This is a genomic window from Myxococcus sp. AM011 (assembly GCF_013372595.1).
Lineage (GTDB): Bacteria > Myxococcota > Myxococcia > Myxococcales > Myxococcaceae > Myxococcus > Myxococcus eversor.
In genome coordinates, this window is the sequence record NZ_JABXEM010000144.1 from 22279 (window position 1) to 28308 (window position 6030).

4 protein-coding genes are annotated in these 6030 nt (G+C 66.0%); 1 reads left to right on the forward strand and 3 read right to left on the reverse strand.

What is annotated here, in order from left to right; genetic code table 11:
* Nucleotides 1-14 precede the first annotated feature (14 nt).
* Both HUW62_RS27250 and HUW62_RS27255 read right to left on the reverse strand, forming a co-directional pair.
* The gene (locus tag HUW62_RS27250; RefSeq protein WP_255203662.1) at nt 15-3509 is read right to left on the reverse strand and encodes an Ig-like domain-containing protein; all 3495 of its coding nucleotides are present in this window, start codon (nt 3507-3509) and stop codon (nt 15-17) included.
* A gap of 126 nt (nt 3510-3635) precedes the next feature.
* Complete coding sequence (locus tag HUW62_RS27255) at nt 3636-4448, reverse strand: hypothetical protein (protein WP_176436053.1); 813 nt, start codon at nt 4446-4448, stop codon at nt 3636-3638.
* 237 nt (nt 4449-4685) lie between these two features.
* Between HUW62_RS27255 and HUW62_RS27260 the strand changes: the two genes are divergently transcribed.
* Nucleotides 4686-4955: a hypothetical protein gene (locus HUW62_RS27260; RefSeq protein WP_176436054.1), complete on the forward strand. Its 270-nt coding sequence runs from the start codon at nt 4686-4688 to the stop codon at nt 4953-4955.
* 53 nt (nt 4956-5008) lie between these two features.
* Here the strand turns inward: HUW62_RS27260 and HUW62_RS27265 are convergent, their stop codons facing one another.
* Nucleotides 5009-5815: a LytTR family DNA-binding domain-containing protein gene (locus HUW62_RS27265; protein WP_176436055.1), complete on the reverse strand. Its 807-nt coding sequence runs from the start codon at nt 5813-5815 to the stop codon at nt 5009-5011.
* Nucleotides 5816-6030 lie beyond the last annotated feature (215 nt).

Here is a 6030-nt window from a genome sequence, read left to right on the forward strand (position 1 = left end):
TGCCTATCAGCGAATCACGGCGCCCACACCGGCCCGCTCGGAGTGACGGCCATCGACTGGACCCCAGCGCGCAGCGGCGTCTGCGTCACTGTTCCGCTGGCGGCGTAGCCGAAGCTGCCACCCGAGCTCGCGATTCCCTTCTCGAAGGTGACCACCGCGCTGCCTCGGGTCGGGTGGACCATCGTCACCGTGTACGAAGTCGGCGTCTCGTTGAGGGTGAGCTGAAGGTCCGCGCCGCCCGTCACGGCCCTGGCCTGCACCACGTTCAGGAAGTGGCTCACCACCTGTCCGTTGGTTTCAATCTCCCCTCGGAACTGGCCGACCCGGTACGGGTAGGTGCCATTCGGGCGAATCGGCCCGCGCTCATCGATGATCCTCCGGGTCGGATTCGCCGGCACCAACGTGCTGACCCGCAGTGCCTGGGTGCCGCTGGTCGCCGACCAGGTGTTGCCCGTGAGCACGGGGTTCGACGGGAAGTGGATCAAGAAGGTCTTGTCCACCGAGGCGTCATTCTGACCGCTCTCCACCCGGTCGAACACGACGAGGGTCTCCAGCGGACGGATGAACAACGTCTCTCGCACCACCCGGCCAGCGTAGGGGTTGCCGACCTCCTCCTCCCGGTGGGCCCACTCGTCATTCACGTCATACACACCCGTGAGGTCGACCGCGGCGTAGTTGGCCACCGCCGACGATGAGAGCCGCAGCATCTGGGGCACGTGGTGGTAGTAGCCGACGGTGCCCATCCCCTCGAACAGGAGGGTGTTGTGTGCCACCGGCGACTCGGTGTCGACCGCCGCGCCGCCCGCGTAGCCGACAATCGAGTCCGCATAGCCCACCGTCTCCCGGGCCAGGAACTCGCCGGCTCGCCACAACTGGAAGTTGCCGGAGTCGCGGTGGGCATGTCCCGCGTTGGCGGTCCGCCCGAACTGCAGGTTGATCATGGTCGCATCGGACGCCCATGACGTCTTGGCGTAGACCATGCCCAGACCGCGCGCGTGGTAGTCGAGCGGCAGCTCGGCGAGGTCCCTCGAAGTCACCGCCGCCACCGAGTCGCTGTAGACATACCGGACCAGCCGGTCGTCAATCGGATGGCCCGTGAGCTCCAGGAAGCGCTTGGCATAGCCAGCGATGGGCTGGTCCGACCACTCCTCAATCAACGGCGCGAAGTAGCTGCCCAGCGTGGTCTGAGAGGTGTTGTTGGTATCCCACCGGTCCAGCCAGCGCTCGTCGTCATTGAACGGGAACGTCTCGAACAGCTGGAACTGGCCCATCCGGCTGAGCCCCGGCGTCGTCGAATAGATGGACCAGAAGACCGACTCCATGAAGTAACCGGTCTGATTCCACATGTCGTGTCCATGCAGGCCGAGCGACGTGAACGGCACCGTCATGTAGCCGAACGTCCTGCGGCCATACGTCGACCCCTCATGAGGGGCACCGCCCGCGGCGCCTCCGTCCAGGTACGGCAGGAGCGAGAACCGCCAACGCGACTTCATCGCGTACTGCAGGAGGTTGTTGGCGTACGGCTGGTTCTCATGCCAGCTCGCGATGGCCCACAGAATCGAGTTGCGGAAATAGCCCGTGTAGTAGTTGTTGCCCTCCATGCCAATGCCGCCCCACGGGTTGTCATTGAGCGCCGAAATCACGAAGTTCCAGCGGGTCTCCAAGGTCGTGCGTTCCGCCGGCAGCAGGTGGGCGTAGCACCAGTCATAGGTGAGGATGATGCCCTCGCCGAACCAGCGAGCGGGGTCACTCGACACCGTGTTCTCGGTGATGGGAATCTCGGTGGCCACCGCCCAGTCAATCGCGGCGCGGCACGACGCCGGGGTGCCGGTGATGAGCGAGTGCATCGCGGCGTCGATGGCCGCCTCGGGCCCCTGCACGACAGTCACCGGGGTGTATGGGTTCTGCGCGAAGTACGCCTGGGCCCGAGCCAGCCGGGCGGCGGTGAACCAGAGGCGGGGGTGTGCCACCGGAATGGGGAGCACCACCGGGGGCCCGTTGGCGATGGTGAGCGTGATGGGCGCCGACGTGGTGAGATTGCCGGCGCGATCCCTCGCCACCGCCGTCACCGGGAAGGTGCCATCGCCGACCTGCGTGGTGTGGACGCTGATCCAATAGGGATAGGTGAGGTCCTCGCTCCCGACGTTCTGGCCGTTCACCTTCAACTGGACGCCGGCGACCCTCACGTTGTCCTGCGCGTCGATCTTGATCTGGATGGTGCCACCCACCGAGACACCACTCGCGGGCGAGACAATCTGGACCTGCGGCGGGCTGGTGTCGGGCGGTGGCGCGCTCACGGTGATGGAGACCGGTGTCGAGACGGCGACGTTGCCAGCGGCGTCACGCGCCACCGCGGTCAACTGCCGGGTGCCGTAGGGCAGCAGCGTCTCGGTGTCGAGCATCACCGACCAGGGCGCGGCCAGATCCGCGTCGCCCACCTGGACGCCGTCGAGTTCGACATGCACCCGGGTGACGCCAATGTCATCCACCGCGCTCATCCGCACCGTGAAGGGCCCGCTCACCGTCTCGTTGGCGATGGGCGTGGTGACCTGGACCTGGGGCGGGCCGGTGTCGACGAGCTCGTTGTCGATGGTGATTCGCACGGGAGCCGACGTGGTGAGGTTGCCAGCGGCGTCGCGAGCGTGCGCGGTCAGCACGTGGTCACCGTTGCGGAACTGGGGGGTGTTGAGCTGCGAAGAGGACAGGTTGCGGCCGTCGATGCGCAGCTGCACGTTCGTCACGCCGATGTTGTCGCTGGAGGTCACGGTGATTCCGACCACACCGTCCACCGTCGTGCCACCGACGGGCGAGGAAATCGCCACGGTGGGAGCCGTGGTGTCGCTGGTCGGCGTGGGCGCGGTGTACTCGAGGGTGAGGACTGGCCGGCGCTCGGGCTGGGTCGCCAGGCTGGAGAACACCTTGGCCACCTTGCCGACCTTCGAGTTCGCCAGCATCACCCCCTGGTTGGTGGAGGGGTCATCGACCCACGACTGCACCACGGCCACGTCGAGCGGCACGTCATGCACGCTGACGATGCTCGGAAACGTGGTGAGCTGGAGCGAAGTGCCGGCGACCAGGTCCGTCCCCTGCCCTACTCCGCCCAGCCGATCCCACTCGAGGCCATCATCACGGAACTGCCAACCCAGGCCCGCGGCGAGATAGCTCCAGGGCGTCTGGACATACGAGCCACGAATCGCGAAGTCGTCGGTATAGGTCTCCACGGCGAACCGGAGCGTCGCGCTCTGGACCACGGACCTGGCGGGTACGCTCAGTTGAGGGAAGCGCAGCAGCACTTGAATCTCATAGTCCTCGGTCTGGAAGACGCCCATCAGCGGGCTGTTGCGGTACGCCGCGCCGTTCGGCGTGATGCCCTGGCTGGTGAACTCCACCGCCTCGGACACGGACACCGTCGACGTCACCGCCTGAAGTACGCGCCCCGTGCGAAGCTCCTGCTCACCGTCCTTCGTACACCCAGCGATTGCGAGCATCGCCACCCACAATCCAGCCATGCCATTCATTCTTGGGGTCATGGACTGACGCCACTAGCGCACCGGAAGTGTGGCAGTCCATCACACCCAAGGAAACACGGAGGACCCTGGGCCTGACTTGTTTTGGATTGGCGGAAGAATACGCCGCTACTTGATGGACTTCTGGTCCGGGCTCATCAACCACCACGGTGTCTCCAGCGCGTCCGACTTCATGCGGATGCCCGGTGACCGGCGCACGTATTCCCAGAAGCGGCGGCCCAGCTCCTCGTCGAGGACCTTGAAGTCGCCTGCCTTCTGGCGCGCCTCCAGGAATGGCAGGTAGGCCCCCACCGCCTCCGGGCCCACTTGCTGGAAGATGATGTCGCCTCCGTATTCGCGGTGCAGGGCGCGCTGGAGCTTCCACGAGAGGACCCAGGAGTGGGCCCTCTCCGACTTCTCCGCTGCGATGGAGGGGTCCTCGCCCATCCCCTCCAATAGGGCCTTCACGAGTTCCTCCGCCGACTCCAGTTCGGCCTGAAGCACCTGACGCTTCGCGGGCGGCAGGTCCACACGTCGGAGTTCGTCGCGCCGTCGCTCGCTGTCCTCCTTCGCCCGCATGAGCGCCTCCTTTTCGAACTTGGAGGTCGCACCGATATAGGCCTGGAGCTCCTCCTTCGTGGGCTCCAGGCTCCTCTGTCGGGCGTAGTCCTCCAGGAGCGGGGGCATCACGAATCCCATGAGCCGCTGCACCTCGTCCATGAACTCCCAGCGGGCAAAGTCCTCCGGCTTCCGCGCCGCGCGCTCGGACTGTCGCGTTTTGTCGTCCGAAGCCAACGCCGCCCGGGGAATCTCGCGGCCCAGGACCACGGCCACGGGCTTGTCTGCCTCTGTGGGCGGCGCGGCCTGAGCGTCATGCAAGGTCGCGAGGGTGAGGAGCCCGCCGAGAACCCAGGCACCGATATCGTTGAAACCCATTCGCATGTGCGGGCCTCCCAGGAAGGGGCCAACAGCAGCCCCCCGAGGGCTATTGCATGCAGTGTACCCATCACGGCCCGGGGCAGCATCGCCACGTGAGGGAGCAACGGCTTGCACACCCGAGCAGGTTCCCCAACATCAGATGTGCATCGAGTTGCACACGGGCTCCTGCATGGCCTGTTGATTCGAGGCGCGGCAGGGGTTGAACCTGATATAGATGGTCGCGGCCAGCAGGAGGTAGACATGACGTGGATGCTCCAAGCGGCGGTCGTGCTGGGCGTCGTGGTGGCGCTCCTCGGAGCGGTCTGGGCAGTCGTTCTCGGTTACCGCTACGCAAAGGCCCAACGACAGGCCGCGGCATCCGCGGCCGTTGAAATCTATGCGGGCGGCCAGCTCGGACTGACTGGTTTTCGAGGTTGGCTGGCGGATTTGATCGATGGGGACGCCAGTGAAGGCTGCGCATCCAGCTCGGAAAATTCAGCCAGCATGTGTGAGGACACGGCCGACGACTGAAACCTTGCCGGCCCGTGTTCTCGCCCGGGGCTCGGGCGGGCCAACAGCGAGGCTCAGAACGACTGTCGCAGCAGTGCCTCCACCGCCGGCTTCCGCCCCGGGCTCAAGCGCAGCCGTGTCCCATCTCGCAGCACCACCACCCAGCCCTTGTCCACGTCCGGCTCCAGTTCCCGGATGCGATTCACATTCACCAGCGTGGACCTGTGCACGCGGACGAAACACTTCGGATCCAGCAACTGCTCCACGCGGTTGAGCGTCTCGCGCAGCATGGGGCTGCGCCCTCCCGAGTGCAGCACCACGTAGTTGCCCTCCGCCTCGCACCAGTCCAGCTCCGCGACGGGCATGAGCAACACCTTGCCGTCCGTCTTCACCGCGATGCGCTCCAGATACGGCGCCTCGGCGGAAGACGTCTCCAGCCCCGACGGAGCCGGCGTCCGGTACGTCTCCAGCAACGCCGACAGGCGCCCCAGCAGCGCCCTGTCCCTGCCCGTCGCCCGCTGCTTGCGCGCCTTCTCCAGCGCATCGTTGAAGCGAACGTCACTGAAGGGCTTGAGCAGATAGTCGAGCGCATTCGCCTCGAACGCCCGCACCGCGTAGCGGTCGAACGCCGTCACGAAGATGACGGGTGGCATCCGATCCGGCCCCACCTCTTGCAGCACCTCGAAGCCGTCCACCTCCGGCATCTGTACGTCGAGGAAGACCAGGTCCGGCCGCTCATGGAGAATCGCCTCCACCGCTTCCTGCCCACCCTCGCACTCCCGGATGGACGTGACGTCGGGCGCCCGCGCGAGCAGGTGCCGCACGTTGTCCCGAGCCAGCGGCTCGTCATCCACCACCAGCACTCGCCAACCACCTTCCACGATTGCCCCCTCAAGCCCGGGCCTTCACCGCCCGCTTCATTACATCCTGCTCGAACACCATGAACGGCAACTCGACCCGGGCAATCACGCCCCCACCCGGCGCATCCTCCAGCGTCAGGCCATACCGCTCGCCATAGAGCTGATTTCCGTGCCCGGCCGTCGCATAAGGGCACGTTCTTGCTCAGAGAATCCCAATGAAGCGCTACTTCATCCAC

Coding starts and splice junctions, on each gene's coding strand:
- HUW62_RS27250 (WP_255203662.1), bottom strand. CDS start 3,509: ATGGCTGGATTGTGGGTGGCGATGCTCGCAATCGCTGGGTGTACGAAG.
- HUW62_RS27255 (WP_176436053.1), bottom strand. CDS start 4,448: ATGCGAATGGGTTTCAACGATATCGGTGCCTGGGTTCTCGGCGGGCTC.
- HUW62_RS27260 (WP_176436054.1), top strand. CDS start 4,686: ATGACGTGGATGCTCCAAGCGGCGGTCGTGCTGGGCGTCGTGGTGGCG.